The organism is Nitratireductor sp. ATLC21, from assembly GCF_057196525.1.
In genome coordinates, this window is record NZ_JBXUOU010000001.1 from 896,883 (window position 1) to 922,513 (window position 25,631).

A 25,631-nucleotide genomic window follows, 5' to 3' on the forward strand; every position below is an offset into this window, starting at 1 on the left:
GCGCTCAAGCGGCACGCCGACCATCCTTCATAAACGCATTCGATTCGTGGTTGGCGGAAAGCCCGGTGTTGAACGAGGAAGCCAAAGCCCTGTCGGACGGTCTCGCGCGCACACACGAGATCACGGATTACGACTTCTGGCGCGCGCTGAAATCCATTGAGGACGAACTCTATTGGCTCGAGCGAAACCGCAGGCCAATTCCCATCGACCTGATCTATGTCCGCGCCATCGTCCGCACCGCGCGCCAGAAGCGCCTCTTCATCGCTTATGATCCGGCGCCTTTCGACCCGTTCTGAGTTTCAGGACAGCTGTTCCTTCAGGAACGCCACCGTTCTCTCCCAGGCCAGATCAGCGGCTTCCTTGTCATAGCGGGCTTCCGACGTGTCGTTGTTGAACGCGTGGTTCACGCCCTCATAGACATGAATGGTGAAGTCCTTGCCGGCCTCTTCGAGCGCGGTGCGATAAGCGTCGATCCCTGCGTTGATCCGTTCGTCGAGCCCGGCATAGTGGAGCAGCAGCGGCGCTTCGATCTTGGCAACCTCAGCCGCATCAGCCTGGCGTCCGTAATAGGCAACACCTGCATCAAGATCGGGATCGTTCACGGCCAGCTGGTTTACCAGCCCACCACCCCAGCAGAAACCGATGGCGCCGACATTCCCGTTGGTCGCATCGTGTCCAGCCAGAAACGCCTGCGTTGCAACTGCGTTGCGCACCGTCTCGCCACCGTCGAGCTGGCCGATCATTTCACGCGCCTTGTCCTCGTCTTCCGGCGTGCCGCCGGAGGGAGAAAGAAAGTCGGGCGCCAGCACAACGAAACCCTCAAGCGCCATGCGCCGCGCGACATCGCGGATATGTGGATTGAGGCCCCGGTTTTCATGGATGACAATCACCGCCGGAAGTTTTCCCTCCGCACCGGTCGGGCGAACCAGATATCCCGCCATATCGCCGCCGTCGCCCGGGTAGGTGATATCCTCCGACGAAAGGCGATCATCATCTTCAGCCACCATCGCCGCCCGCGCAGAATTGGCGGCGAGCATCGGCACGATAGCAGCAGCCGCAGCTCCCGAGCCTGCAAGCTTCGTCATCTTGTTCATGAAAGCGCGGCGATCGAGTGTGAGATGCGTGTATTCGTCATACGCATCAATCATCGCCTGTGTGATCTTGGGCTGATCCTGCATGAATTCACTCCCGATTGTTGTTGGGCCCCGCTGTGCAAAGACTATAGTCCGTGTGGCTGAGGTCCATTCACACCCGCGTGAGCGACGGCAGACTTTCGCTCCTGACCGCCAATCCCTATATCTCCGGCAATAAAAGTTAGGAGCGATCCTCATGTGGTCCATCGGAGAACTATCGAAGCGGGTGGGCGTGAAAGTGCCGACAATCCGGTATTACGAAGAGACCGGCCTGATCGAACCGCCCGAACGCTCTTCGGGCAACCAGCGGCGCTATGGCCGCGACGCCGTGGATCGCCTGACCTTCATTCGGCATGCCCGCGATCTCGGCCTCGGCATAGACGCCATTCGCTCGCTCATAGAACTGAGCAGCCATCCCGAAAAGCCGTGTGAAGCAGCCGACAGCATCGCCCAAGAGCACCTGAAGGAAGTGCGCGAGCGCATAGCGCGCCTCCGGAAACTTGAGCATGAACTGCAACGCATCGTTGATAGCTGTGACAACGGCACGGTTTGCGATTGCTACGTTCTTCGCGCCCTTTCCGACCATTCGCTTTGCGAGAGTGAGCACTGATAACCAGAACGGATGAATTTGCCGGCTGTCAACACCTTGGTTCGAGGCCCGCAAACCGGTACAAATGGAAAACATCCTTGGGCTTTGCCCCCCGAATCACCATATGCAGGTCCGATGTCCGGCTTTCCTGACGATATTCCGTTCTTCGACGAGGACGACCCCACCCCGCCTCCCCCGGCAGCGCACAAGCCTTCCGGCATTGCCGCGCGCGCCATGGCCGCGCGCTCGGGCGGTCCCGACACCCGCTACCTCGATGCGCTCAATCCCGAGCAGCGTCTTGCCGTCGAGACCACCGAGGGGCCCGTTCTGGTGCTCGCCGGCGCCGGCACCGGCAAGACACGGGTGCTGACCACCCGCATCGCGCATATTCTGGCCTCCGGGCGCGCCTATCCCTCGCAGATCCTCGCCGTGACCTTCACCAACAAGGCTGCGCGCGAGATGAAGATGCGCATTGGCACCCTGGTGGGCGAGGCCATCGAGGGCATGCCCTGGCTTGGCACATTCCACTCCATCGGCGTCAAGATCCTGCGCAAGCATGCAGAGCTGGCGGGACTCAAAAACTCTTTCACCATCCTCGACACCGACGATCAGATCCGCCTGATGAAACAGATCATCCAGGCCGAAGGGCTCGACGACAAGCGCTGGCCGCCGCGCCAGTTCGCGCAGATGGTCGATGGCTGGAAGAACAAGGGCCTCGCGCCCAAGGACATTCCCGAGGGGGATGCCCGCGCCTTTGCCAATGGCAAGGGCCGTGAACTCTACGCCGCCTACCAGGACCGGCTGAAGACGCTCAACGCCGTCGATTTCGGCGATCTCCTGTGCCATCCGATCCGCATTCTGCGCGACAATCCGGATGTGCTTGCCGACTATCACCGAAAGTTCCGCTACATTCTCGTCGACGAGTATCAGGACACCAACACCGCGCAATATATGTGGCTCCGGCTTCTGGCCCAGCGCCCCAAGAGCAGCGAACCCGTCAACATCTGCTGCGTGGGCGATGACGACCAGTCCATCTATGGCTGGCGCGGTGCCGAGGTGGACAATATCCTGCGCTTCGAGAAGGATTTTCCCGGGGCCGCCGTCATCCGGCTGGAGCGCAACTACCGTTCCACTGCCCATATTCTGGGCGCCGCCTCCCACCTTATCGCCCACAATGAGGGGCGGCTTGGCAAGACGCTGTTCACCGAACAGTCCGATCCCGACGATCCCAAGGTCAAGGTCCATGCCGCCTGGGATTCGGAAGAGGAAGCCCGCGCCGTCGGCGAGGAAATAGAGGCGCTTCAGGCCAAGGGCCACGCGCTCAACGACATCGCCATCCTCGTGCGCGCGTCCTTCCAGATGCGCGAATTCGAAGACCGTTTCGTCACCCTAGGCTTAAACTATCGCGTCATCGGCGGCCCGCGCTTCTATGAGCGCATGGAAATCCGCGATGCCATGGCCTATTTCCGCATCGTCGCGCAGGCCGCCGACGATCTCGCCTTCGAGCGTATCGTCAACACGCCGAAGCGCGGATTGGGCGAAGCCAGCGTGCGGCAGATCCACGACGTGTCGCGCATGCGCGAAGCCACCCTCCTGCAGGCCGCGCGCGATCTCGTCGGCACCGAGGAGATGAAGCCCAAGCCGCGCGCCTCGCTGCGTACGCTGGTCGACAATATCGAGCGCTGGCAGGGCATGCTCGACCGCACGCCCCATACCGAACTTGCCGAGATCATCCTTGAAGAGTCCGGCTATACAGACATGTGGAAGAACGACCGCTCCGCCGAGGCTCCCGGCAGGCTTGAAAACCTCAAGGAGCTGATCCGCTCCATGGAGGATTACGACAGTCTGCGCGGCTTTCTCGAACATGTCGCGCTCGTCATGGATGCCGAACGCGACGAGGAACTTGATGCCGTCAGTCTGATGACGCTTCATTCCGCCAAGGGTCTCGAATTCCCCACCGTGTTCCTGCCCGGCTGGGAGGAAGGCCTCTTTCCCCACCAGCGCGCGCTCGATGAGGGTGGCCGCTCGGGCCTGGAGGAAGAGCGGCGCCTCGCCTATGTCGGCCTCACCCGCGCCAAGAAAAACCTGCACATCTGGTTTGCTTCCAATCGGCGCATTCATGGCCTCTGGCAGTCGACCATCCCCTCACGCTTCCTCGACGAGCTGCCCGAGGCCCATGTGGATGTGGCAGAGGAAAGCAACAGCTATGGTGGCTATTCCGCCGGCCAGCCCGGCCGGCCCAACCCCTATGGCAAGTCCCGCTTCGACGATCAGCCCGCCTTTTCAAACAGCTATGCCACGCCCGGCTGGCAGCGCGCCCAGAAAAACCGGACCGAAGCCACCACCCGCAATTGGGGCAACCGCTCCGGCCATCAGGTGGAGCGCATCGGTTATGGCGAGGCGGATTCGGGCTATGGCGCAGGCCGCGGCTCGGTCAAGGGTCGCGTGATCGAAGGCGAACTTGTCGCCAAATCCGTGTCCGACACGCCCTCTGCCTTCAAGGTCGGTGACCGGGTGTTCCACCTCAAATTCGGCAATGGCAACGTCTCGTCGATCGAGGGCAACAAGCTCACCATCGATTTCGATAAGGCAGGCCAAAAGCGCGTTCTCGACGGCTTTGTCGAACGGGTCTAGCCTCGCACCGCGCAGCGGTCGATCCTGCCTCCGCGCTCAGTCAGTCCCCGGCTTGACGTAAACGAACTTGCCGTCGGCATTCTTCTCCCGCGACAAGACGCCCGTGCGCGCATGGCGCGACAGCGGCCCCGAAAAGGCGTTCGATTTGTAGCGCATGCCGAATGTCTCCTGACAGCGAGCAACAATATCGCCGATGGTTCGGGGGGCATCGAAAAAGTCGCTCTCAAGCAGATCGTTCAAGGCAGCCACGGCGCCCTTGGCACTGTCAGTGGTTGTCCGGCGTCGACCGGGGCGAGACGTGCTCCGCACGACCTGCATCATACCGGGGCCGGCGATGAAATCATTGATCCCCCCCTCGGAAAACCCGCCAGGCCGGGGGTCATTCTGGCCCAGGACCAGTTCCACCACACGAAGCTGAACGGCTTCCGACTCAAACTTGTTCACCGCCTCCGAAAGCTCGTTGAGCTGCTGCTTGAGCTTGTCGAAATCCTTGATCATGAAATCCGCCCCGATACCGTAATTACCACCATAAACAGGTGAAACGCGCACATATGTCTCTATAAGCATTCTGTAAGTCAAGAGTGCGACATGGCCGTATAGGCTAAACACCTACGACAAGCTGGATCATCCCCGGTTTTCCTCATTTCCTGCCTCAAAATACAAAGAACAATCACTGGTTGAAGAGGCTTTCAGCGCGAATCACACCTCTCCTGCAACAGCTGGCGAACGACCACGGCCTGGTTGCGTTCGCGATTCTTCGCCGAAAACAGCAATGTCAAAGGCCCCTCTTCCGCGGCGTCCATCAATTCCTGCAAAAGCTCGTTCCGAGTGGCCAGTTCCTCCCGATATCGCTCGCAGAACGCGCTCCAGCGCTCGGGTCTGTGCGCATACCACTTACGCAACGCGTGGCTCGGCCCGATATCGGGCATCCAAGCGTCCAGTGCCGCGCGCTCCTTGCTCATGCCCCGCGGCCATAACCGGTCGATGAGGATCCGCTTTCCGTCGCCGTCCTCTACGGGATCATAGATGCGCTTCACCCGAATATCGGCATTCGCCATGGCAAACCTCCCGCAGCCATCGAACACAATCAGCTACACGCGATGATTGAAGATCAAGCCAATCAATTTCAAACCATAAATCGTTAGAGTGCATATGTGGGGTTGACCCGTCCCCATGGCCATCATGGCAACTTAACCTCAACCCTGAACCTCCCGTCGGCCTCCAGGCGGCGGGAGGTTGCTTTTGAGGCCATTGCCTTGCGACAAGATGAGGCTTTGCGCGCAGCCAGCACTTTCAGCTATTGTAGGGCATGAAAATAGAGCATCCACGGCACACGGCCATCTGGCTTAAACTGGGCGCAGCGGCTCTGCTTCTGGCCGCCTTCACCGGCTTGGCCTTTGCCATGTGGCTGGAAAAGGGGGCCGGGATTTTTCTCGCGCTCGTGGAATCCGGCTTGTCCTGGTGCTTTTGACGCCACCTCTCAGCCTTCTCGTTTCAGGTAAACATCAATGATGCGTTCCATCCTCATCGGCATCCTGGCGGTCATGGCCGTCGGCGTCGGCCTTCTCACGTTTCAGTGGTACCAGCAGCAAAATTCGGGAAAAGCCTTCGGTGTGCCATTCGAACTTGTTGACCAGGATGGCAACACCATCACCGAAGCCGCATTCAGAGGCGGCCCCAGAGTCGTCTTCTTTGGCTTCACCCATTGCCCGGAAGTGTGCCCGACCACCCTGTTCGAGCTTGACGGTTATCTCGAGCAACTGGGAGATGAAGCTGCCGACATCAAACCCTATTTCGTCTCCATTGACCCGGAGCGCGATACCCCCGAGGTCATGAAGACCTATCTATCGAATTTCTCGGACCGCATCACCGGCATCACCGGCGACCCGGAGAAGGTCGCCGCCATGGCCAAAGGCTTTTCCATCTATGTTCGCAAGGTCGAGCTGGAGGATGGCGACTACACAATGGATCACACTGCTTCGATCCTGCTGCTCGACAGCGATGGCGACTTTTTCGGCACGATCGCCTATGAAGAAAACAGTGAAACTGCCATCGCCAAGTTGAAGCGTCTGGCAAACGAAACCTGACACCGGAAATTCATGGGCCAAACACGACTTTACCTGACGGCGCCGCGCGAGCAGGCCGAATCGATTTTTTCAATTCTCGAGGCGCATTTTGAGGATGATGGGCTGCCGATCAGTATTTTCGAGCCCGATGAAGACAGCGGTATCTTCCAGATATCGATCTATGCCGAAGACGACGTTGACGGTTTGGAACGACGGGTGCGGGAAAGTCTTGCGGATGTTTCCCCTCTCCCCCCGCTCGAGCGGGAAGCGGTTCCGGAGATAGACTGGGTCAGCCACTCGCTAGAAGGCCTGCGCCCGGTCCGTGTGGGCCGGTTTCTGGTCCACGGAAGCCATGATCGGCATTTGCAGCGTATCGGCGACATCGCCATAGAGATCGACGCCGGCCTCGCTTTCGGCACCGGTCATCACGGCACCACGGCCGGATGTCTGAGCGCGCTTTCTGACATTCTCAAAAGCGAACACCCGCGCAATGCACTGGATCTGGGCACCGGTAGTGCCGTGCTCGCCATCGCGATTGCAAGGGCCGCCCGCATTCCGGTACTGGCCACCGACATTGATCCGATCGCCACCGAGGTGGCCGCATCAAATGTCCGGCTCAACCGCGTTGCAAGCCTGGTTGAAACGCACACGGCCCCCGGCTTTCATCACGCGGTCTTTGCCCGCAAGAAACCCTTCGACCTGATCGTCGCGAACATTCTTGCCCGTCCGCTCATGGCTCTGGCTCCTGCGATGGCAAACCATATAACGCTTGGCGGGTCGCTCGTTCTGTCGGGCATTCTCGAACGGCAGAGACGAGCAGTTGTTGCGGCCTATGGGGGGCAGGGTTTCCGCCACGTGCGCACCCAGGCGCGTGAAGGCTGGGTCACAATCCAAATGAAGCGCTGAGTGCGCCGGAAACACCGGCAAGCAAAAACCCCGGAAGCTGGGCTGCCGGGGTTTGAACCATCGCTACTAAAAGCGGATCAGAACATGTGCGATACGCTACGGCTGCGCTTGAGTTCGTCACGATTGTAGCCGTGCGCACGCAGCGTCTCGTCGTCCAGCATCAGAAGCGCGCCGTTGACATAGCTCCGGACCTGCTTCTGACGGGCTTCGATCAGCGCGTCGAATGCGCCGCGGAAAAAGCCACGCTTTTGGGCCATCTGATTTCTCCTTGAATTCCTGCAACGAAAGCTCCGTTGCTCATGGTCCAAAGATAGGCCCGCAAAGCCGCCCCAACCAGCGCCGATTGCGCATGGCTACCATCTGATTTTGCATTGCAACAATCAATTGTGCGGCGCAATACAAGCATCCATCTTTGAAGACCCGTTCCGCTTTTTTCACCCATGCTGTAGGTTCGGCTCGATTTTTTCAGTCCAAGCGGCAAGATTCCATGTTTCAGTCTTTCGATGTTACCGCCGACCCCAGCCAGGGCATTGCCCGCGTCGGGCGTCTCCGTGAGGCAATGGCGAAAGCGGGGCTCGACGGCTATCTCGTGCCCCGCGCAGACGAGCATCAGGGCGAATATGTTGCTCCCTCATCCGAGCGGCTTGCCTGGCTGACAGGCTTTACCGGATCGGCGGGCGCAGCGCTGATCCTTAAGGATCGCGCCATTCTCTTCGTTGATGGCCGCTACACACTTCAGGCTGCCGAACAGACTGATCCATCCATTTTCACCATCGAGAGCCTGATCGACACTCCGCCGCGCGAATGGATCGCCAAAAACGCGAAGCCCGGTTGCCGCATCGGTTTTGATCCATGGCTGCACACAATTGCGGAGCTTCGTGCTCTCCGTGGCAAGGCCGAAGCGCGTGGAATCGAGCTTGTGCCAACAGACGACAATCTGGTCGATGGCATCTGGGAAGATCGCCCTTCCCCGCCACTGGCTCAGACCCGCATCCATTCGAAGGACCTTGCAGGAGAACGCGCCACCGCGAAGCTCGGTCGCATGGCAGAAGCCATCGGTGAGGCAGGCGCCGCCTGTACAGTGCTTACAGACCCGTCATCGATTGCTTGGACATTCAATATTCGCGGGCAGGACGTGCCCCATACACCGCTGGCCCTGGGTTTTGCCATTATCCCCGCCGAAGGGCGGCCCTCGCTCTTCCTCGACAAGCGCAAGCTCGACCGCGAAACCGAAGCCTATCTGACCCAGCTCGCAGATCTGAAAGCACCTTCGACGCTGGAGACGGAACTCTCGGCCGCGGCCGGAAACCCGGGTTCGATAGGCCTCGATCCATCGCTCGCAGCCGAGCGGCTGCGTCTGGTCGTGGAAGAGGCTGGCGGCCGCATCGCGGATCTTGATGACCCGGCCCGCCTTCCTCGTGCGATTAAAAACCCCACCGAACTTGAGGGTGCCCGTTCTGCCCATCGCAGAGATGGTGTCGCCATGGTGCGCTTCCTCGCATGGCTCGATTCTCAGGAACCCGGCGCGGTCGACGAGATCGGCGCAGTGCAGGAGCTGGAGAAAAGCCGTACAGAGACAGGCCAGAGCCTGCAGATGCCGCTTCGCGACATCTCCTTCGACACGATATCCGGTGCTGGGCCAAACGGCGCGATAATCCACTACCGCGTTACCACGAAGACCAATCGTACCCTCAAGGCAGGCGAGCTTTATCTGGTCGATTCCGGCGCGCAGTATGACGATGGAACCACCGACATTACCCGGACCATCATCATCGGTCGTCCCAGTGCTGAGATGCGGGAACGCTACACGCGTGTTCTAAAAGGCCTGATCGCCCTTTCCACACTGCGCTTTCCCAAGGGGACACGCGGTATGGATCTCGACCCGTTCGCGCGCCACGCCCTGTGGCAGGCCGGCCTCGACTATGCCCATGGCACCGGTCATGGTGTTGGATCCTATCTGGCCGTCCATGAGGGGCCACAGCGCATTGCCAAAACCGGAACGCAGGTGCTGGAGGCAGGCATGATCCTGTCCAATGAACCCGGCTACTACAAGCCCGGCGGCTATGGCATCCGGCTCGAGAACCTGATCGTTGTGGAACCGGCGACCGCTATCGCCGGCGGAGACATCGACATGCACAGTTTCGAGACACTGACACTCTGCCCGTTCGACCGCCGTCTGATCGACATGAGCCTGCTTTCTGCCGGCGAGCGCACCTGGCTCGATGCCTATCACGCTCGCGTGCGTGAAACGCTGACACCGCTGCTCGACGGCGAAACCCTGGGATGGCTTGAAAACGCGACCGCCCCGCTGGGCTGACAGGCTCTTACTGGCTGATCAGGTGGCGGAGCAGGATAAGCACCGCTGCCGAGGACAGAAACATCGGCATCATGCCACCAGCGACCAGCGATACCACGACACCGACCGTCAGGGCCGCGATTTCAGGTATACCGCCATTCATGGCGGCCGGTGCCACCAGCGTGGTCAGAACGGCGGCGGGCACGGCATTCAACCCCGCTTCCACGCGCGGGTGTATGCGTTCGAAGCGCGACAGCACCATATGTCCGCCGATACGTGTCAGAAACGTCAGCACCGCACCGGCAAGAATAATCCAGACCGTGGTGCTCATCGCGTTTTCCTGCCTTTGCGTGCGTCGGGCGCCATGATGGCGGCCAGCGCCACCCCCGCGATCGCCCCGATGGATACATGCCAGGGCGAGCCGACGGTGCGATAGGCCAGCATGGAAGCCGCCGCGCTCATCAGAACCACGGGGAGCCAGAAGGAGCGTTTGCGGAAACTCATCACCAGCCCCAGAAAATAGATGGGCAACAGAAAATCGATGCCCAACGCATGTGGGTCGGGAACCAGGTTGCCGAACAGCGCACCAAGCCAGGCTTCGATCACCCAGGAGAGATAGAGCGGCAGCGCAGCGCCCATATACCAGCCGAAGGAAACGGTTCCATGCGTCTCGCCTCGCCGCTCGGTCTCCGCAAACATCGGATCGACCAGCATGAAGAAGCCAAGCAGGCGCTGAACGGGGCCCCAATGCGCGATCCACCGCCCTGTGGTCGCGGAATAGAGCACATGGCGGAAATTCACGGCAAGGATCGACAACACAATCAGCCAGGGCGCCACTTTCTGGCCGAACAGGTCGATCCCGACCATCTGGCTCGCGCCGGCAAAGATTGTGGCACTCATCAGAACGGCTTCGAAAACCGAAAAATTGTTCTCCACCGCCAGTGCGCCAAACAACAGCCCAAACGGCATCGCCGCGACCACCACGGGCACGCTGTCGCGCACCCCTTGCGCAAAATCGCGCGGGCGCGCGTTTTCCTTGGCAATGTCGGCTGTCATGAATCCTCCAGAGGAGCGCAGTTTAGGTCAACAAGACTGACCAGTCACATGAATTCCGTTGAGCCACCCATCAATGGTGGTGAAACGCCGGGACTAGCCGCCCACCCGTTCGAACCAGGCATCCTCGTCGATCACCTCGATTCCCAGATCGGCAGCCTTTTTGAGTTTCGAGCCCGCGCCTGGTCCAGCAACCACCAGATCCGTCTTCTTGGAGACGGAGCCTGCCACCTTCGCGCCCAGCCGTTCGGCCATGGCCTTGGCCTCATCGCGCGACATGCGCTCCAGCGCGCCAGTGAACACGATGGTCTGGCCGGCAACGGGCGAATCCATCGCTGGCCGTTCCGCCTCCTGCACATCGATCTCACCTGCCAGCGCCTCCACCAGTTCGCGGTTGTGCGCCTCGCCGAAGTAATGCGCCAGGGAATCGATCACCGCATCGCCGATATCGTCCAGCGCATCCATTTCCTCGCGCGCCTGCGCGTCGCCATTGGCCACTGCCAGCGCCGCATCGTGAAACTCCTGCCAGGTGCCATAGGCCCGCGCCAGCGTCTTGGCCGTCTGTTCGCCCACATGGCGAATGCCAAGCGCATAGATGACCCGCTCCAGCGCGATGGAGCGCCGCGCCTCGATGGCGTCGAACAGGTTGGCGGCCGAGGTCGCGCCCCACCCTTCCTTGTCCTTCAGCTTCTTCAGATTGTCGGCATCGCGCCTTGCGAGCGTGAAAATGTCCCCGGGTGCCTTCACCGGCAGATCGGGATCGTTGAAGAAGAACTCGATCTGCTTGTCGCCCAGCCCGTCAATGTCGAAGGCGCGCCGCGACACGAAGTGGCGCAGATGCTCGACCCGCTGGAACGGGCAGGCAAATTCGCCCGAACAGCGCCGCACCACGCCCTCCGCACCAGAGCCTATCCCCTCCCGCACCACAGGCGTCTTCAGTTCGCATGGGCACACGCTCGGAAACTCGAAAGCCTGCGCATCCGCCGGTCGCTTCTCCTCGATCACACCGAGGATCTGCGGGATCACATCGCCGGCGCGCTGCACGGTCACCGTATCGCCGATCATCACGCCCAGCCGCTCGATCTCCTCGGCATTGTGCAGCGTCGCATTGGTCACCACCACGCCGCCCACGGTCACGGGTTCGAGCCTCGCCACAGGCGTCAGCGCGCCCGTGCGTCCCACCTGGATGTCGATGCCGTTCAGAATGGTCGTCGCCTTCTCGGCCGGAAACTTATGGGCAATCGCCCAGCGCGGGCTGCGCGACACGAAGCCCAGCCGCTGCTGCAGCGCCAGATCGTCCACCTTGTAGACCACGCCGTCGATGTCATAAGGCAGCGTTGCCCGCTTTTCCTCGATCAAACGGTATTGCGCCAGAAGCGCCTCGGCGCTCTCGCAGCGTTTCATCAGATCGTTGACGCGAAAGCCGTAGCTTTGAAGCGCCGCCACCATGCCCGTCTGCGTGTCGGACGGCATGTCGGAAACCTCACCCCACGCATAGGCGAAGAATTTGAGCGGCCGCGCCGCCGTCACGGAGGAGTCGAGCTGGCGCAGCGAGCCCGCCGCCGTGTTGCGCGGGTTCACATAGGTCGGTTTCCCAGCCTCCTCCTGCCTCTTGTTGAGCGCGAAGAAATCGGCATGGGTCATATAGACCTCGCCGCGCACTTCGATCACCTCCGGCGGGTTGCCGTCGAGCACATTGGGAATGTCGCTCACATTCCGCGCATTGGCGGTAACGTTCTCCCCCTCCTGCCCGTCGCCGCGGGTGGCAGCCGAAACGAGGCGTCCGTTCTCATAGCGAAGCGAAAGCGAAAGACCGTCGATCTTGGGCTCGGCCGTCATCGCCACCGGCGCGTCTGCATCAAGCTTCAGATAGCGGCGTATGCGGGCCACGAAATCGACCACATCCTCATCGGAAAACGCGTTGTCGAGCGAAAGCATCGGCACCTTGTGCCGCACTTTCTCGAATTTCTCCGAAACAGGCGCCCCCACCCGGCGCGAGGGTGAATCCTCCCGCACGAGATCGGGAAAGCGCTGTTCGATGGCCAGGTTGCGCCGCCGCAGCGCGTCATATTCGGCGTCCGAGATCGTCGGTGCATCCTCACCATGATAGCGCCTGTCATGCTCCTCGATCTCTCGGGCGAGCTTTTGCAACTCGTCCCTGGCTTGGGCCTCCGTCAGCGTATCAACGGCTTGCTTGGCTTTGGGCATGACGATCTATCCGGATGTATTCAAAAGCGCAGTTTAATCGATCCGCGCGCGGTTTTGGCAGCCGTCTTTTTACGCAGCTCATCCCTACTGACAAGGCCGGCCATGGTGCCGTGAACAGAAACCGTCAGGAGGCGACCCGGCTTCCCTGCAGCAGGCGCTGGGCGGCAGCGCGCGCCTCGTCCGTCACGGTGGCGCCGGCCAGCATCCTTGCGATCTCTTCCTGGCGCGCATCCGTGTCCATCACCGAAACCCCGGTCGCAACCCGGTCGGTGCCGCCGCTCTTGGCGATCAGATAATGTGTGCCCGCGCGCGCGGCCACCTGTGGCGCATGGGTCACCGAGAGCACCTGAATGCGCTCGGAGAGCCGCGCAAGCCGCTGGCCGATGGCATCGGCCACCGCGCCGCCTACGCCCGTATCGATTTCGTCGAACACAAGTGTCGGTGCCGAGCCCCGATCGGCCAGCACCACCTTGAGCGCGAGCAGAAAGCGCGAAAGCTCGCCGCCGGAGGCAACCTTCATCATCGGCCCCGCGCGTGTCCCGGGGTTGGTGCGCACCCAGAACTCCACATGGTCGATGCCGTCTTCGCCACGGTCATCGGCCTCCGTCGCGATCTCAACGATGAACTCTGCCCGCTCCAGCTTCAGTGCCGGCAGTTCGGCCATCACCGCCTTGCTGAGTGCGGCCGCCGTCTCGCGGCGCAATTGCGAAAGCTCCGCCGCCGCCGCGTCATAGGTCGCGACTGCCACCTTCGCGTCCTGCTCCAGCACTGCCAGCCGTTCCTCGCCGGCATCCAGTTCATCCAGATCGCCCACCATGCGCGCACATAGTTCGGCCAGATCATCCACCTGAACATTGTGCTTGCGGGCTGCGGCACGTAGGGCAAAGAGCCGCTCTTCGGTGTCCTCAAGGCGTTTTGGATCGAATTCCGTCGCCCGCATCGCCTCGTCCACGGCCGATTGCGCTGCGTCGAGCGAAAGAAGCGCCGAATCAAGCGGCTCGATGATCCCGTCGAGCAGACCCGGCGCATCCTCCGCCTTACGCTGCAAGCGCCGCAACAGGCTGGAAAGTTGCGAGACCGGCGACGCGTTGCCGGAGAGAACCTCCTGCGCGTCGGAAATATCGCTGGCGATTTTCTCGGCCCGCATCATGCCTGCGCGCTCTTCGGCGAGCATCGCCTCTTCATCCGGGCGCGGATCGAGCTTGGAAAGCTCCTCCACCGAAGCCCTCAGAAAATCGGCCTCTCGCGCAGCCGCTTCCACACGCGCCCTGTGCCGCGCCAGCTCCTGTTCGCATTTGCGCAGATCGCGCCATGCAAGCCGCACGCGCGCAACAGCCTCGCCATGCCCGCCAAATGCATCGAGAAGGTCCCGGTGGATTCCCGCATCCACCAGCGCGCGCTCGTCGTGCTGGCCGTGAATTTCCACCAGCTGACGTCCCACCTGGCGCATCAGCGCCACGCTGGAAGGCTGATCGTTGATGAAGACACGCGTGCGCCCGTCCGCGCTCTGCACGCGACGCAGAATGATATCGCCCTCATCGTCGATCGCGTTCTCAGCCAGCAGGGCGCGCACAGGGTGCGAGGCCGGCAGGTCGAAAACGGCGATCACCTGCCCCTGATCGGCGCCATGGCGCACCAGAGATGCATCACCGCGCCCGCCAAGCGCGAGCGAAAGAGAATCAAGAAGAATGGATTTGCCCGCACCGGTTTCACCGGTGAGCACCGAGAGCCCTCCGGAGAAATCCATGTCGAGGCGTTCAATCAGGACGATATCGCGGATCGACAGGTGAGACAGCATGGTTCGGGTCAGCCGCCCAGAATCGCCGCCCCAGCCTTGGAGATCCACGAACCGGTGTTCTCACGCGGTTCCAGTCCGCCAGACTGCAGAAGGGCGTAGGAGTCCTTGTACCAGTCGCTATCCGGGAAGTTATGCCCAAGGACAGCGGCGGCCGTCTGCGCTTCCGAAACAAGTCCCATGGCGTAATAGGACTCCGTCAGGCGCGCCAGCGCCTCTTCGACATGGCGTGTGTTCGGATAGGTTTCCACAACACCACGGAAACGCCGCACGGCGGCAACATATTCACGCCGTTCGAGGTAATAGCGCCCGATCTGCATTTCCTTGCCGGCGAGCTGATCGCGCGCAAAGCGGATCTTGGCCTGCGCGTCCTCGACATATTCCGAATCCGGCCAGCGCTGCACGACTTCTTCCATCGCTTCAAGCGTACGGCGTGCTTCCCGCTGATCCTGGGTCACGTCCCGAATCTGGCGGAAATAGCTGAGCCCCACAAGATATTGCGCATAGGCCGCATCTTCCGTGGTCGGGTAAAGGGCAACGTAGCGCTTGCCGCCGTTGATCGCCTCGTCATATTTGCCCTGCCGGTAATTGGCGAATGTGTTCATCACCATCGCCTTGCGGGCATACTCGGAATAGGGATGCTGCCGATCGATGGACTCGAACTTGGCGCTTGCCTCCTTCAGACGACCGGCATTCATGTTCGCCAGCGCCTGATTGTAAAGCACATCCGCCGGATCCGTCTGCTCGACATAGGTCGATAGATCCAGGTCTTTCTCGGCATTGCACGCAGCAAGAAGAAGCGAAACGCCAAGCACCGAAGCCGCGGTAACGGCCACCTTGCCTGTCCTGGTCATGCCGGCAACAAAAGTTGAACGCATTTCGCCTCTCGCAAACGGAAAATCAATTTCGGAACGCAGTCATAGAGCATATGACCGCCACGCGGCAACGCTATTGCCTGCCAATCGTACAATTTTGTGGCGTTTCAGCAGGAAAGCCCGTTCGCAAATGCAGCAGAAAAACGCAGTTCAGAGCGTCCAGGGCGCATAAACCGGCGCACTCACAGCCACCATCTCGGCCCGACGCCCCTGCTCACGCCGCGTGGTCTCAACGATCTCATAAGCAGAGCGATCGGTCAGAAGGTGCCGCAGCGCCGCCGCATTGAGCCGGTGCCCGCCACGATAGGAACGAAAGCAGCCGATAAACCGAGCACCGGCCAGAGCGAGATCGCCAACCGCGTCGAGCATCTTGTGGCGCACGAACTCATTGGGATAACGCAGGCCTTCCATGTTGATGACCTTGTGGTCCTCACCGATCACGACCGAGTTCTCAAGCGAGGAACCCAGGGCATAGCCTGCAGCCCAAAGGCGCTCGACATCCTTGATGAAACCGAACGTGCGCGCGCGCGCGACCTCCTGGCGGAAATTCTCAGCGTTCAGGTCAAGACTGAGCGACTGACGACCGATTGCCGGGGTCTCGAAGTCGATTTCGACCTCAAAGCGTGTGCCGTCATAGGGGCGAAACTCGGCCCAGGAACCGCCATTGTCGATGCGAACGGGCTTCACGACGCGGATATACCGGCGCTTGACGGAAAGTGTGGCGATACCGGCCTGTTCAAAGGCATCCACGAAGCCGATCGCACTGCCGTCGAGAACAGGCACTTCGCTGCCATCGATCTCGATGACCACATTGTCAATTCCGACAGCCAGAAGAGCGGCCATAAGATGCTCAACCGTGGCGACGGATTCGCCGCGCGCGTCACCAAGGGCGGTGCATAGGTCGGTTTGGCAAACCTCGGAAGCAAGCGCGCGAATCACACGGCCAGTGCCAGCCTCATCGATGCGTTGAAAAACGATACCAGTATCTGGCTCAGCAGGGGAAAAGTGAATGGAGACCGGCTTGCCGCTATGAACACCGATGCCCGACAGAGAGCAGCGTGCTTTGAGTGTCGTCTGATATTCGAGCAAAATGGTCCCCGTGAGCTCTTCGAGGCCGCGCCTCTCAGCGCCGGCTTGTCCAACGTTTCAGGACGACACCCCCAAAATGCGTCCCACACCCCACCGTTATTCGCAACGAAAGATAATGTCGCGCAATACAGACTCCAAATCACGCTTTCTTACTTCATGTTACGGCATAAGAAAAATACGAGTGTCTTATAACTTTTTGAATTATTTACTGAATTTTAACAAAAAAGGGGGATGCGTCGCATCCCCCCGATCAACGTTTGTAACAGAGTTTCTCGCCTAGTTGGCTTGCCGGCGAAGAAACGCGGGAATCTCCAGGTGATCCTCTTCCTGGGCACTCCGAGTCTGGGTCGTGAGCCGGCCGTGCTCATCCAGACGCCCCTGGCGCGGTGCATAGAGCTGGCCTTCACTCTCCGGGGCGCGACGCGGCTGAGGAGCAGCTTGGCGCAGTTTCGGCTCGCGGGGCTGCTCGGCATAGCCTTGGTCGCCGTCACGACGGGACAGCCCGTGAGTGAGACGTTTGATAAGCCCCATCGGCCCACGGTCTTCATGCTCCTGCGTCTTTGCTTCCATCTCGGCCTTCACCACCGGGGGGAAATCTTCAACGCGCGGCATCCGGGGAGCGGAAACCTGCTCCTCCTGAACCCGCATCTGCGGCTGTGGCTCGGTGTGTTCAGCCACAGGGGCTGGCTGGACCGGCTTGGGTGCAGGTGCAGCGGCGCGCGGAGCCGGCTGTACGGGCTGAGCAGTACGGAAGAGCGAGCTCTGCGGCTGGAAGCCGCCATTGCTCATGGCCGGACGTGCAGCCTGGGTGGCAGCAGGTGCAGCAGCGGGTGTTGCAGCTGGCGCCGAAGCAGGCTCCGAATTCGTACGCTCAGCCTGACGAATGGCTTCCGCCACCAGGTCAGAGGCAGGCTGCGGCTTCGCCTCAACAGCAGCCGCTGCCGGACGCTGCGCCTCAATGGTCCGAGGTGGCTGCATGGTACGCGTTGCCGTGGCGGGGGCAGAAATTTCGGCAGCGGACTTGTCGATACCGGTTGCCACGACGGAGACGCGGATAACGCCTTCGAGATCTTCGTCGAAAGTCGCGCCGAGAATGATGTTCGCGTCCGGGTCCACTTCCTCGCGGATGCGGGTTGCTGCCTCGTCCACCTCGAACAGGGTCAGGTCGCGTCCGCCGGTAATCGAGATCAGAAGGCCGCGCGCGCCCTTCATGGAGCTTTCGTCCAGCAGCGGGTTGGCGATGGCAGCTTCGGCAGCGGCCATTGCACGGCCCTCGCCGGAAGCCTCACCCGTGCCCATCATGGCTTTGCCCATCTCGCGCATCACCGAACGGACGTCGGCGAAGTCGAGGTTGATCAGGCCTTCCTTGACCATCAGGTCTGTGATGCATGCAACGCCCGAATAGAGCACCTGGTCCGCCATCGCAAAAGCGTCGGCGAAGGTGGTTTTGTCATTGGCGATGCGGAAGAGGTTCTGGTTCGGAATGACAATGAGCGTGTCGACGCACTTCTGCAGTTCCTCGATGCCGGCTTCCGCCGTCTTCATGCGGCGCTGGCCTTCGAAGTGGAACGGCTTGGTGACGACGCCAACGGTCAGAATACCCTTTTCGCGGGCAGCGCGTGCCACGACGGGCGCAGCACCGGTGCCGGTACCACCGCCCATGCCGGCGGTCACGAAGCACATATGGGTCGAGGACAGGTGATCGACCAGCTCGTCGATGCATTCTTCGGCGGCGGCCTTTCCAACTTCCGGCTGCGAACCGGCACCCAGTCCTTCGGTCACGGCAGCACCAAGCTGGATCAGGCGCTCGGCTTTGGACTGGGTCAGCGCCTGTGCGTCGGTATTGGCGACGACAAACTCGACGCCCCGCAGGCCAGCATTGATCATGTTGTTGACGGCATTGCCGCCCCCGCCCCCGACACCGAACACGGTGATGCGTGGCTTCAGCTCGGTAATATCCGGCTTCTGCAGATTGATAGTCATTGTCCTCGTCCTTTCCGCCTTTGCCGCCGCCTCGCCGCCGCGGTCGTCATTTGGGGCGCGCCCCCGCTAGAAGTTGCTTTTCAGCCATTGGCTGACGCGCTGGAACCGGCCGCCAGTGCCGGTCGCGCGAGTGAATATGCCGCTCTTGCCGCCGCGGCCACGGTTCTCGAATTCCGCCACCTGCGGATAAATCAACAGCCCCACGGATGCGGAAAAAGCCGCTCCCTTGGCCGCTTCGGGCAGCCCCGCCACGCCGAGCGGACGCCCGAGCCTGACATTGCGCCCAAACAGCCGCCGGGTTGCCTCGGGCAGACCAACAAGCTGGCTTGCCCCGCCCGTAAGCACAACGCGGCGCCCCACAAGGCCGCCATAGCCGGAGCGGTTGAGCTTGTCGCGCACCATCTCCAGCGTTTCTTCGATGCGCGCGCGGATGATCCTTGTCATCACCGCGCGCGGCACCTGTATCGGTTGTTCACTTGGATCCGCCCCCATCGGGTGGATGGAAACGATATCCCTGTCGTCGCTCGAAGAGATCAGCGCCGAACCGTGCATCACCTTCAGCCGCTCCGCATCCTCGAGCCGCGCCGACAGCCCACGCACCAGATCCATCGTCACATGATTGCCACCCACCGGCAGCGCATCGGCCCACACGAATTTCCCTTCTGCGAAAACGGAGATCGTCGTCGTGCCGCCGCCCATGTCGATGCAGGCCGCGCCCATCTGCGCCTCGTCGTCCACCAGTGCCGCCAGGCCGCTCGCATAGGGCGTTGCCACCATGCGCTCGACCGAAAGATGCGAGCGGTTGATGCAAAGCTCCAGATTGCGCAGCGGCGCCGCATCGGCTGTCAGGATGTGCATGTCGACACCGAGTTCGGAACCGACCATGCCGCGCGGATCGCGAATGCCGCGCTCGGCATCGAGGCTGAACCCCGTCGCCAGCGAGTGCACCACCTCGCGCTCGGTCTCCAGCCCCTGCCGCGCACCAGCCGCGAGAACGCGGTTGATGTCGGACTGGGCGACTTCGTGACCGCCAAGATTGATCGACGCCGAGATCGTCTCGCTGCGCAGCCGCCCCGCCGACACGTTGACGATCAGCGAATCCACGGTCAGCCCCGCCATGCGCTCGGCCGCATCCACAGCCAGCCGAATCGCCTCCTCGGCCCGGTCGAGATCGACGATCACGCCCGACTTCATGCCCTGCGATTGCTGATGGCCAATGCCGATGACCTTCACACGATGCGTGCGATGGCGCAGTGCCCGCCCCTCTTCCGCCGGCATCAGCCTGGCGATGATGCAGCAGACCTTGCTCGACCCGACATCAAGCACGGTGATGATGCCGGAGCGGCGGGCAGCACCCTTTTTGGGATCTGATAACCAGCTCATATCTGCGCCCCGTCTGCAATTCGCGTCTTGTAGCGCTCACGCATCGCGTCCTGGTGCGCCTTGGCAGCTTCTTCCGAAAGACCGATCGCCATACGATCGGGCAGCCGCATGTCCACCGAAGTGATTTCGCGCGACAGAAGACCGTTCTTGCGATCAAGGGCGGCGAGCGTCGCCAGCGTCAGCGCCTCGTTCTTCTCGGGCAGCTTCACGGTAACGCCATTCTTAAGCCGCAAATCCCAGCGCCTGTCCCCCACGCGGATATAGGCCCGCACCTCGTTCGCGATGGAGGGATGCCTGGCGACTTTGGCAATGAATTCAGGCCCCGCCTCGCGCGCGCCGACGCCGATCACCATCGGCAGCGTCGTATACCGACCACCATCGAACGGCGCGATCACGGAGCCATCCTTTTCGATCAGCGACAGCTCATTGCCGTGCTGCCAGATCGCAAAGGCCTTCTTCTCGGTGATGTCCACTTCGAGCGTGGCCGGGTAGACCTTGCGCACGGCAACACCCTCGACCCAGGGCAGACCGGAAAGACGTTGCCTGGCATCCTCGGCATTGAAGCCCACCAGAGCCGTCCAGCCGTTCAGACCGACCTCCTGCAGAACATCGATCTCCGAGGTTTCCTCATTTCCGACCACATGGACCTGTGCGATTGCAAGTCCCGTCCGCGCGGTAACGCTCTGCAGAACCTGCGGCAGATGCCCGCCAGCCAGCGTCCCGTATACCGCCGTCGCACTAAGCAGCACGGCGGTCGCGATCGTCGCGCCGTAGCGCGGCGCCTCGACTTCGCCTGCGTTGACCCTGTGCATGAAACGCGCCGGACGACGCAGCCAGCGCGGCAATACGATGTCGCCTGCGCGAAAGCGTCCGCCGCTCCGGCCAGTCCCGGCTTGAGATGACGTCAGCGAGAACACGAGGCGTCCTCCACAATCCAACTCAACAATTCACCAAACCCAATTCCCGCCGCAGCGGCGATCTCGGGCACCAGAGAGGTTGGCGTCATGCCGGGCTGCGTGTTCACCTCCAACCAGACAAGCTCCCCATCATCGGATTTGCGATCGTCGAAACGGAAGTCGGACCGGGACACGCCCCGGCAGCCAATAGCCTTGTGTGCCTTAAGGGCCAGTGTTTCTATTTTTTGGTAAATATTTGGTGAAAGTTTTGCCGGGCATTCGTGTTTTGAGCCGCCCGGAACGTATTTTGAATCGTAATCGTAAAAGGCGTGCCCAACCGGAATGATCTCCGCGATGCCAAGCACCCGATCCCCCATCACCGCGCAGGTGAATTCACGCCCCGCAATGTAGCGCTCCACCATCACGCGCTCGCCGTATTGCCACTCGGTGGACCCGATGATCTGCGGCGGATTGCTCTGCCCTTCGGTGACAATGACCACACCGAAACTCGACCCCTCATTGACGGGTTTCACCACATAGGGCGGCGCCATGGGGTGCTCGTTGCCGATCTCGAAACGGTTCACCACCAGCGCATCGGCAACGGGAATACCCTCAGCCTTCGCCACCGTCTTGGCGAGCTGTTTGTCCATGGCCAATGCGGATGCAAGCACGCCCGAATGCGTGTAGGGAATGTCGAGATATTCGAGAATCCCCTGGATCGCCCCGTCCTCGCCGAACGGGCCATGCAGGGCATTGAAGGCGACATCCGGGTTGAGCTCGGACAGGACACGCGCCACATTGCGCCCGACATCGACGCGCGTGACGGCATATCCCTCAACCTCGAGAGCATCGGCACAGGCAGAGCCGGAAGAAAGACTGACGGGCCGTTCAGAGGAAAAACCTCCCATAAGCACGGCAACGTTCTTTCTCTTCATGGTCCGGCTACCCCCTTGTCCGGCCGCCCAGAATTTTGGGCGATAAGCTGCATTGGCCGAGTGAGACCTCCTCGATTAGGAAAGCCCCCGACCCGAACGCCGCGACTCAAATCAGTGATTACTTATGAGCCAAAGAATCAGAGGTTTGATTCCATGGCAAGGGCTTGAGATTCCCGAAGATTCAATTTTCTGAAAATTTTACACTTTGTGAACGCGAACACCCCTGCCGCGCAACTTGACACGACACGAATGAAGGGCCTCACGATCGGAACAGAACCCGCCTCATGCGCAGGCCTGGTTTCATCCTCAGAGCATTTGCCCCAACAGCGGATCGATCTCGCGCCCCGGCCTGAATTCGCCGATGCGTTTGATCTCCCACTCCAGGCGAATCCCTGAATGCTCAAGCACGCGCGCCCGGACCGTTTCACCGAGATACTCGAGATCGTACCCGCTCGCCGTACCCGTGTTGATCATGAAATTGCAGTGCATGGGCGACATCTGCGCACCGCCGATGGTAAGCCCGCGGCATCCGGCCTTGTCGACTTCCTTCCAGGCCGATGTGCCGGGAGGGTTCTTGAATGTCGAACCACCCGTCTTCTCGCGCACCGGCTGCACGGTCTCGCGATGGTGCTGCACCGCATCCATCTCTTTCTGGATCGTCTCCCGGTCTTCGGGGTAGCCCTCCATCAGGGCGGAGGTGAAGATCAGATCTTTTGGCACCGAGGAATGGCGGTAGTCGTATCCCATATCGGCGTTCGAGAAGACGTGCAGGTCGCCGTTCCGGTCGAGCGCGCGCACTTCCACGACCCGCTCCCTGGTCTCGACGCCATTGGCGCCCGCATTCATGCGCAGCGCCCCACCCAGTCCGCCGGGTATGCCGTGATAGAAGTGAAAACCACCGATGCCCGCCTCCAGCGCTGCTGCTGCGAGCCGCTTGTCGGGGATGGCCGCTCCGGCTCGGATTTGCGTATCGGAAACGATCTCCGCCTGGCCGAATCCCTTGGCCGACAGGCGCACCACAAAACCACGAATGCCACCTTCGCGCACAAGCAGGTTCGAACCGATCCCCACCATGGTCACCGGAATGTCTTCCGGCACCGCCTTCAGGAAGGCAGCCAGATCCTCTTCATCAGCGGGCTGAAACAGCGCGTCAGCAGGCCCGCCAGCGCGAAACCAGGTGATCTTGTCCATGCCGGCGTCGGGTGTCAGACGCCCCCGCAGCCCCGACAGACGATCCCCGAGACGGTCGAGCAGAGCGGCCCCACTCATCCATTCGCCCCCAGTTCGTCAGGAAGCGCATAGGCCCATTGCGTGATGTTGCCGGCGCCCAGATAGACAATGAAATCGCCCTCTTCCGCCCAGCTCCGTACTATGGGTTCCACCGCCTCCGGTCCCTCGATATGGGCAACGTCCCGATGTCCGGCCGCACGAATCCGTGCCACCAGCGCCTCGGACGACACGCCTTCGATCGGGTCTTCACCGGCAGCATAGACCGGGGCAATCAACACTTTGTCGGCCTCGTTGAAGCAAGCCGCAAAATCATCGTAGAGATCGTGCAGGCGCGAATAACGGTGCGGCTGAGCAATGGCGAGAATACGCCCCTTGCATGCTTCCCGAGCGGCTCTCAGAACCGCACGGATCTCCACCGGGTGATGCCCATAATCGTCGAAAACGCTCACGCCGTTCCAGTTTCCTGTGAGCGTGAAACGGCGTTTAACGCCGCCAAAGCCCGCAAGGCCTGTCCGGATCGCCTCATGGTCGATGCCCAGTTCATGCGCCACGGCAATCGCCGCCGTCGCGTTCGAAACATTGTGTTTTCCGGGCATGGGCAGGCGCAGTCCTTCGAGCGTTTCCGTGCCACCCGTCTTGCGATCGCGGAAGGTCACGTCAAACACGGAAACCGGCCCATCCATCCGGTGATTGGAAAAGCGCACATCCGACTGCGGGTTTTCGCCGTAAGTGACCACCCGGCGATCCTCGATCCGCCCAACAAGCGCCTGAACTTCGGCGTGGTCGATACACATGGCAGCAAAGCCATAAAACGGTACGTTCTCGACAAACTGGCGAAACGCAGCGCGCAATTTGTCGAAATCACCATAATGATCGAGATGCTCCGGATCGATATTGGTGATGACGGCAATCTCCGCGGGCAGCTTCAGGAAGCTTCCATCGCTTTCATCGGCCTCCACCACCATCCAGTCGCCCTCGCCCATCCGGGCATTGGTGCCGTAGGCATTGATGATGCCGCCATTGATGACTGTCGGATCGAATCCACCTGCATCGAACAGGGCAGCCACCATCGAAGTGGTTGTGGTCTTGCCGTGCGTTCCTCCAATGGCAACCGCCTGGCGAAATCGCATCAGTTCGGCCAGCATTTCCGCGCGACGCACGATCGGAAGGTGTTTTTCACGCGCGGCCACGAGTTCCGGGTTGTTCTTCTTGATGGCCGTCGAGACCACAATGACCTCGGCCTCCCCGAGATTTTCGGCGGCATGTCCCACGAAAACCTCGATACCCTTCTCGCGCAAACGCACAACATTGGGATTTTCGGCCTGATCCGACCCTTGCACCTGGTACCCCAGCGTATGCAGAGCTTCCGCGATACCACTCATGCCGATGCCGCCGATGCCGACGAAGTGCACGGTTCCGATCGTCTCCGGCATTTTCATGCGTGGCTTCCTTCTTTCACTGATTTGGCAGATTGGCCGGAGGCAATAGCCTCAACGAGGTCTGCAAGCAACGTGCCCGCATTCGTTTTACCCACGCCATGCGCTGCCGCGGCCATGTCGGCGAGGCGTTGAGGCTGCTCCATCGCTCCTCCGATCAGTTCGGCAAGACGCTCGGGGCTGAGCGTGGCCTGCGGATGGAGTTCAGCCCCCCCGGCGCGCTCCAGCGCTGCTGCATTGGCTGCCTGATCGTGATCGAGCGCATGTGGGTATGGCACCAGAAAGGCCGGTCGGCCAATCGCTGCAATCTCAGAAACGGTCGAGGCACCCGAACGCGATATCACCAGATGGCTCTCGGCAATGCGCCGCGCCATGTCGTTGAAAAATGTCGAAACCTCTGCCGGCACACCAAGCTTGTCATAAGCGGCACGAACTTCCGCTTCGTCTTCCGGTCGCGCCTGTTGAGTGACGCGAAGGCGTTTGATTTGCTTCGGCGCGAGCTTCGCGATTGCAGCAGGGATGGCGTCGGAAAAAAACTGCGCCCCCTGGCTGCCGCCAAAAACAAGCAAACGAAATGCGTCCTGCGAATCTGCCGCTCGGTAAGCCTCGCCAGCCGCCTCAATAACTGCCGGACGGACCGGATTGCCCGTCATGAAAATCTTGTCGGCAAACGGTCCCTCATCGGCCAGAAAGCCACCGGCAATGGCCTCCACACGCGATGCCAGCGCCTTGTTGGCACGTCCCATCACGGCATTCTGCTCATGGATCAACGCGGGAATACCTCTTCGCGTCGCCGCCCAGAGCGGGGGGAGAGTGGGATATCCGCCAAAACCGACCACCGCAGCAGGCTTCAGCCGCTGCATCAGCGCCGAGGCCTGCTTGACGCCACGCCAGATGGTCCAGCCCGCTTTCAGAAGCGCAACCGGGTTTTTCGAACCGAATGTGGCGCTCTCAATGACATGGGTTTCCTCGGCGGGGAAATCGCCGGAGAAGCGCGCTGCCCGCTTGTCTGTCGCCAGATGCACCTGCCACCCACGCGCGTGTAGCGCATGTGCCAGCGCTTCAGCCGGAAAGAGATGACCGCCGGTCCCACCGGCGGCAAGAAGGATCGTGCCACGTTTCAT

24 protein-coding genes are annotated in these 25,631 nt (G+C 61.2%); 7 read left to right on the plus strand and 17 right to left on the minus strand.

What is annotated here, in order from left to right:
* The first annotated feature begins 65 nt into the window (after positions 1-65).
* Positions 66-296, plus strand: coding sequence for a hypothetical protein (locus AC2CHD_RS04395; RefSeq protein ID WP_484552709.1), 231 nt, complete (start codon positions 66-68; stop codon positions 294-296).
* 3 nt (positions 297-299) lie between these two features.
* Here AC2CHD_RS04395 and AC2CHD_RS04400 read toward each other — a convergent pair whose 3' ends face one another.
* Positions 300-1,178, minus strand: a complete 879-nt coding sequence (locus AC2CHD_RS04400; protein ID WP_484552710.1) for a dienelactone hydrolase family protein — start codon at positions 1,176-1,178, stop codon at positions 300-302.
* A 151-nt stretch (positions 1,179-1,329) separates the two neighbouring features.
* On the opposite strand from AC2CHD_RS04400, the gene AC2CHD_RS04405 reads away from it, so the two are divergent.
* Together AC2CHD_RS04405 and AC2CHD_RS04410 are read left to right on the plus strand one after the other, a co-directional pair.
* Positions 1,330-1,743 (plus strand): MerR family transcriptional regulator, encoded by a 414-nt coding sequence (locus AC2CHD_RS04405; protein WP_229448908.1) that lies wholly within the window; start codon positions 1,330-1,332, stop codon positions 1,741-1,743.
* Between the two features lie 114 nt (positions 1,744-1,857).
* Positions 1,858-4,356 (plus strand): ATP-dependent helicase, encoded by a 2,499-nt coding sequence (locus AC2CHD_RS04410; protein WP_484552711.1) that lies wholly within the window; start codon positions 1,858-1,860, stop codon positions 4,354-4,356.
* Between the two features lie 36 nt (positions 4,357-4,392).
* Here the strand turns inward: AC2CHD_RS04410 and AC2CHD_RS04415 are convergent, their stop codons facing one another.
* Together AC2CHD_RS04415 and AC2CHD_RS04420 are read right to left on the minus strand one after the other, a co-directional pair.
* Positions 4,393-4,923: a hypothetical protein gene (locus AC2CHD_RS04415; protein WP_229448905.1), complete on the minus strand. Its 531-nt coding sequence runs from the start codon at positions 4,921-4,923 to the stop codon at positions 4,393-4,395.
* A gap of 122 nt (positions 4,924-5,045) precedes the next feature.
* Complete coding sequence (locus AC2CHD_RS04420) at positions 5,046-5,414, minus strand: DUF488 domain-containing protein (protein ID WP_484552712.1); 369 nt, start codon at positions 5,412-5,414, stop codon at positions 5,046-5,048.
* 251 nt (positions 5,415-5,665) lie between these two features.
* Between AC2CHD_RS04420 and AC2CHD_RS04425 the strand changes: the two genes are divergently transcribed.
* From AC2CHD_RS04425 to AC2CHD_RS04435, 3 genes are read left to right on the plus strand one after another with little or no spacing between them, the layout of a single operon-like run.
* Positions 5,666-5,827 carry a hypothetical protein gene (locus AC2CHD_RS04425; RefSeq protein ID WP_229448902.1) on the plus strand — a complete coding sequence of 54 codons (162 nt, stop codon included), beginning with the start codon at positions 5,666-5,668 and terminating at the stop codon, positions 5,825-5,827.
* A 37-nt stretch (positions 5,828-5,864) separates the two neighbouring features.
* Positions 5,865-6,443 carry an SCO family protein gene (locus AC2CHD_RS04430; RefSeq protein WP_484552713.1) on the plus strand — a complete coding sequence of 193 codons (579 nt, stop codon included), beginning with the start codon at positions 5,865-5,867 and terminating at the stop codon, positions 6,441-6,443.
* A 12-nt stretch (positions 6,444-6,455) separates the two neighbouring features.
* A complete protein-coding gene (locus AC2CHD_RS04435) occupies positions 6,456-7,328 on the plus strand; it encodes a 50S ribosomal protein L11 methyltransferase (RefSeq protein WP_484552714.1) in 873 nt (290 codons plus the stop codon).
* A 77-nt stretch (positions 7,329-7,405) separates the two neighbouring features.
* Here AC2CHD_RS04435 and AC2CHD_RS04440 read toward each other — a convergent pair whose 3' ends face one another.
* Positions 7,406-7,585 (minus strand): hypothetical protein, encoded by a 180-nt coding sequence (locus AC2CHD_RS04440; RefSeq protein ID WP_007007727.1) that lies wholly within the window; start codon positions 7,583-7,585, stop codon positions 7,406-7,408.
* A gap of 230 nt (positions 7,586-7,815) precedes the next feature.
* Here AC2CHD_RS04440 and AC2CHD_RS04445 point away from each other — a divergent pair, with 230 nt between their 5' ends.
* Positions 7,816-9,645 (plus strand): aminopeptidase P family protein, encoded by a 1,830-nt coding sequence (locus AC2CHD_RS04445; protein WP_484552715.1) that lies wholly within the window; start codon positions 7,816-7,818, stop codon positions 9,643-9,645.
* A gap of 7 nt (positions 9,646-9,652) precedes the next feature.
* On the opposite strand, the gene AC2CHD_RS04450 is transcribed toward AC2CHD_RS04445, so the two are convergent.
* From AC2CHD_RS04450 to murG, 13 genes are all read right to left on the minus strand, one after another.
* A complete protein-coding gene (locus AC2CHD_RS04450) occupies positions 9,653-9,955 on the minus strand; it encodes an AzlD family protein (RefSeq protein WP_229448897.1) in 303 nt (100 codons plus the stop codon).
* On the minus strand, positions 9,952-10,680 hold the full coding sequence (locus AC2CHD_RS04455) for an AzlC family ABC transporter permease (RefSeq protein ID WP_484552716.1): 729 nt from the start codon (positions 10,678-10,680) through the stop codon (positions 9,952-9,954). Before AC2CHD_RS04455 ends, AC2CHD_RS04450 begins: the two co-directional genes overlap by 4 nt.
* 93 nt (positions 10,681-10,773) lie before the next feature.
* Positions 10,774-12,885: an NAD-dependent DNA ligase LigA gene (gene ligA / locus AC2CHD_RS04460; protein WP_484552717.1), complete on the minus strand. Its 2,112-nt coding sequence runs from the start codon at positions 12,883-12,885 to the stop codon at positions 10,774-10,776.
* A 124-nt stretch (positions 12,886-13,009) separates the two neighbouring features.
* Positions 13,010-14,683: a DNA repair protein RecN gene (recN, locus tag AC2CHD_RS04465; RefSeq protein ID WP_484553216.1), complete on the minus strand. Its 1,674-nt coding sequence runs from the start codon at positions 14,681-14,683 to the stop codon at positions 13,010-13,012.
* Between the two features lie 8 nt (positions 14,684-14,691).
* On the minus strand, positions 14,692-15,534 hold the full coding sequence (locus AC2CHD_RS04470) for an outer membrane protein assembly factor BamD (protein ID WP_370633360.1): 843 nt from the start codon (positions 15,532-15,534) through the stop codon (positions 14,692-14,694).
* 171 nt (positions 15,535-15,705) lie between these two features.
* Positions 15,706-16,644 carry a UDP-3-O-acyl-N-acetylglucosamine deacetylase gene (lpxC, locus tag AC2CHD_RS04475; RefSeq protein ID WP_229448893.1) on the minus strand — a complete coding sequence of 313 codons (939 nt, stop codon included), beginning with the start codon at positions 16,642-16,644 and terminating at the stop codon, positions 15,706-15,708.
* 276 nt (positions 16,645-16,920) lie between these two features.
* Positions 16,921-18,627, minus strand: coding sequence for a cell division protein FtsZ (gene ftsZ / locus AC2CHD_RS04480; protein WP_484552718.1), 1,707 nt, complete (start codon positions 18,625-18,627; stop codon positions 16,921-16,923).
* A gap of 66 nt (positions 18,628-18,693) precedes the next feature.
* The gene (gene ftsA / locus AC2CHD_RS04485; RefSeq protein ID WP_484552719.1) at positions 18,694-20,010 is read right to left on the minus strand and encodes a cell division protein FtsA; all 1,317 of its coding nucleotides are present in this window, start codon (positions 20,008-20,010) and stop codon (positions 18,694-18,696) included.
* Positions 20,007-20,927: a cell division protein FtsQ/DivIB gene (locus tag AC2CHD_RS04490; protein WP_484552720.1), complete on the minus strand. Its 921-nt coding sequence runs from the start codon at positions 20,925-20,927 to the stop codon at positions 20,007-20,009. The genes ftsA and AC2CHD_RS04490 overlap by 4 nt, the downstream gene beginning before the upstream one ends.
* Positions 20,915-21,841 carry a D-alanine--D-alanine ligase gene (locus AC2CHD_RS04495; protein ID WP_484552721.1) on the minus strand — a complete coding sequence of 309 codons (927 nt, stop codon included), beginning with the start codon at positions 21,839-21,841 and terminating at the stop codon, positions 20,915-20,917. Before AC2CHD_RS04495 ends, AC2CHD_RS04490 begins: the two co-directional genes overlap by 13 nt.
* A gap of 306 nt (positions 21,842-22,147) precedes the next feature.
* Positions 22,148-23,110, minus strand: a complete 963-nt coding sequence (murB, locus tag AC2CHD_RS04500) for a UDP-N-acetylmuramate dehydrogenase (protein WP_484552722.1) — start codon at positions 23,108-23,110, stop codon at positions 22,148-22,150.
* Positions 23,107-24,510: a UDP-N-acetylmuramate--L-alanine ligase gene (murC, locus tag AC2CHD_RS04505; RefSeq protein ID WP_484552723.1), complete on the minus strand. Its 1,404-nt coding sequence runs from the start codon at positions 24,508-24,510 to the stop codon at positions 23,107-23,109. Before murC ends, murB begins: the two co-directional genes overlap by 4 nt.
* Positions 24,507-25,631 carry an undecaprenyldiphospho-muramoylpentapeptide beta-N-acetylglucosaminyltransferase gene (gene murG / locus AC2CHD_RS04510; protein WP_484552724.1) on the minus strand — a complete coding sequence of 375 codons (1,125 nt, stop codon included), beginning with the start codon at positions 25,629-25,631 and terminating at the stop codon, positions 24,507-24,509. Before murG ends, murC begins: the two co-directional genes overlap by 4 nt.

Excerpts from the sequence above, each read along its gene's own strand:
- AC2CHD_RS04400 (WP_484552710.1), bottom strand. The coding sequence starts at position 1,178 with ATGCAGGATCAGCCCAAGATCACACAGGCGATGATTGATGCGTATGAC.
- AC2CHD_RS04405 (WP_229448908.1), top strand. The coding sequence starts at position 1,330 with ATGTGGTCCATCGGAGAACTATCGAAGCGGGTGGGCGTGAAAGTGCCG.
- AC2CHD_RS04410 (WP_484552711.1), top strand. The coding sequence starts at position 1,858 with ATGTCCGGCTTTCCTGACGATATTCCGTTCTTCGACGAGGACGACCCC.
- AC2CHD_RS04415 (WP_229448905.1), bottom strand. The coding sequence starts at position 4,923 with ATGCTTATAGAGACATATGTGCGCGTTTCACCTGTTTATGGTGGTAAT.
- AC2CHD_RS04420 (WP_484552712.1), bottom strand. The coding sequence starts at position 5,414 with ATGGCGAATGCCGATATTCGGGTGAAGCGCATCTATGATCCCGTAGAG.
- AC2CHD_RS04425 (WP_229448902.1), top strand. The coding sequence starts at position 5,666 with ATGAAAATAGAGCATCCACGGCACACGGCCATCTGGCTTAAACTGGGC.
- AC2CHD_RS04430 (WP_484552713.1), top strand. The coding sequence starts at position 5,865 with ATGATGCGTTCCATCCTCATCGGCATCCTGGCGGTCATGGCCGTCGGC.
- AC2CHD_RS04435 (WP_484552714.1), top strand. The coding sequence starts at position 6,456 with ATGGGCCAAACACGACTTTACCTGACGGCGCCGCGCGAGCAGGCCGAA.
- AC2CHD_RS04440 (WP_007007727.1), bottom strand. The coding sequence starts at position 7,585 with ATGGCCCAAAAGCGTGGCTTTTTCCGCGGCGCATTCGACGCGCTGATC.
- AC2CHD_RS04445 (WP_484552715.1), top strand. The coding sequence starts at position 7,816 with ATGTTTCAGTCTTTCGATGTTACCGCCGACCCCAGCCAGGGCATTGCC.
- AC2CHD_RS04450 (WP_229448897.1), bottom strand. The coding sequence starts at position 9,955 with ATGAGCACCACGGTCTGGATTATTCTTGCCGGTGCGGTGCTGACGTTT.
- AC2CHD_RS04455 (WP_484552716.1), bottom strand. The coding sequence starts at position 10,680 with ATGACAGCCGACATTGCCAAGGAAAACGCGCGCCCGCGCGATTTTGCG.
- ligA (WP_484552717.1), bottom strand. The coding sequence starts at position 12,885 with ATGCCCAAAGCCAAGCAAGCCGTTGATACGCTGACGGAGGCCCAAGCC.
- recN (WP_484553216.1), bottom strand. The coding sequence starts at position 14,683 with ATGCTGTCTCACCTGTCGATCCGCGATATCGTCCTGATTGAACGCCTC.
- AC2CHD_RS04470 (WP_370633360.1), bottom strand. The coding sequence starts at position 15,534 with ATGACCAGGACAGGCAAGGTGGCCGTTACCGCGGCTTCGGTGCTTGGC.
- ftsZ (WP_484552718.1), bottom strand. The coding sequence starts at position 18,627 with ATGACTATCAATCTGCAGAAGCCGGATATTACCGAGCTGAAGCCACGC.
- ftsA (WP_484552719.1), bottom strand. The coding sequence starts at position 20,010 with ATGAGCTGGTTATCAGATCCCAAAAAGGGTGCTGCCCGCCGCTCCGGC.
- AC2CHD_RS04495 (WP_484552721.1), bottom strand. The coding sequence starts at position 21,841 with ATGAAGAGAAAGAACGTTGCCGTGCTTATGGGAGGTTTTTCCTCTGAA.
- murB (WP_484552722.1), bottom strand. The coding sequence starts at position 23,110 with ATGAGTGGGGCCGCTCTGCTCGACCGTCTCGGGGATCGTCTGTCGGGG.
- murC (WP_484552723.1), bottom strand. The coding sequence starts at position 24,510 with ATGAAAATGCCGGAGACGATCGGAACCGTGCACTTCGTCGGCATCGGC.
- murG (WP_484552724.1), bottom strand. The coding sequence starts at position 25,631 with ATGAAACGTGGCACGATCCTTCTTGCCGCCGGTGGGACCGGCGGTCAT.